Annotated in this window: 1 protein-coding gene; it reads left to right on the forward strand. The window is 69.2% G+C overall.

All coding sequences use genetic code 11. The features are described 5' to 3' along the window. Window positions 1–64 precede the first annotated feature (64 nt). Window positions 65–1,026: O-acetylhomoserine aminocarboxypropyltransferase/cysteine synthase family protein (locus LQV45_RS35465; protein WP_230012746.1), on the forward strand; the 962-nt coding region annotated here is incomplete at its 3' end.

Raw genomic sequence — 1,026 nt, forward strand, 5'->3', positions numbered from 1 at the left:
AACTGGACCTGTCCCGGACCCCGGCGGCAAACGCCGGCACTACCAGCAAGCTGGTGAACGCGTAATGGCTGACCGCAAGTTCGGATTCCGCACCCGCGCGCTGCACGCCGGCGGCACCCCCGACGCCGAGCACGGCGCCCGCGCCGTGCCGATCTACCAGACCACCTCCTTCGTGTTCAAGGACACCCAGGACGCCGCGAACCTCTTCGCGCTGCAGAAATACGGCAACATCTATTCCCGGATCGGCAACCCCACCGTGGCCGCGTTCGAGGAGCGCATCGCCTCCCTGGAGGGCGGAATCGGCGCGGTGGCGACGTCGTCGGGGATGGCGGCGGAGTTCATCACCTTTGCCGCGCTGACCCAGGCCGGGGACCACATCGTGGCCGCCTCCCAGCTCTACGGCGGCACGGTGACCCAGCTGGACGTCACGCTGCGCCGCTTCGGCGTGGACACCACATTCGTCGCCGGCACCGACCCGGCGGACTACGCCGCCGCAGTGCGCGGGAACACCAAGGCGATCTTCGTGGAGGTGGTGGCCAACCCGTCCTCGGAGGTCCAGGACCTTGCGGCCCTCGCCAAAGTGGCGCACGACGCCGGCGTCCCGCTCGTCGTCGACGCCACCTTGAGCACGCCCTATCTCGTGCGGCCGATCGAGCACGGGGCGGACATCGTGATCCACTCCGCCACCAAGTTCCTCGGCGGCCACGGCACCACCCTCGGCGGCGTGATCGTCGAAAGCGGCCGCTTCGACTGGGGCAACGGCAACTTCCCGACCATGACCGAGCCCGTGGCCTCCTACGGCAACGTCTCCTGGTGGGGGAACTTCGGCGAGTACGGGTTCCTCACCAAGCTGCGCTGCGAACAGCTGCGCGACATCGGACCCGCACTGTCCCCACAGTCGGCGTTCCAGCTGCTGCAGGGCGTGGAGACGCTCCCCCAGCGCCTCGACGAGCACCTGAAGAACGCCCAGGCCGTGGCCGAATGGCTGCTGGAGCGCCCCGAAGTGGAGGCCGTGCTCTACCCGGG

Source organism: Microbacterium sp. Bi128, from assembly GCF_918698205.1.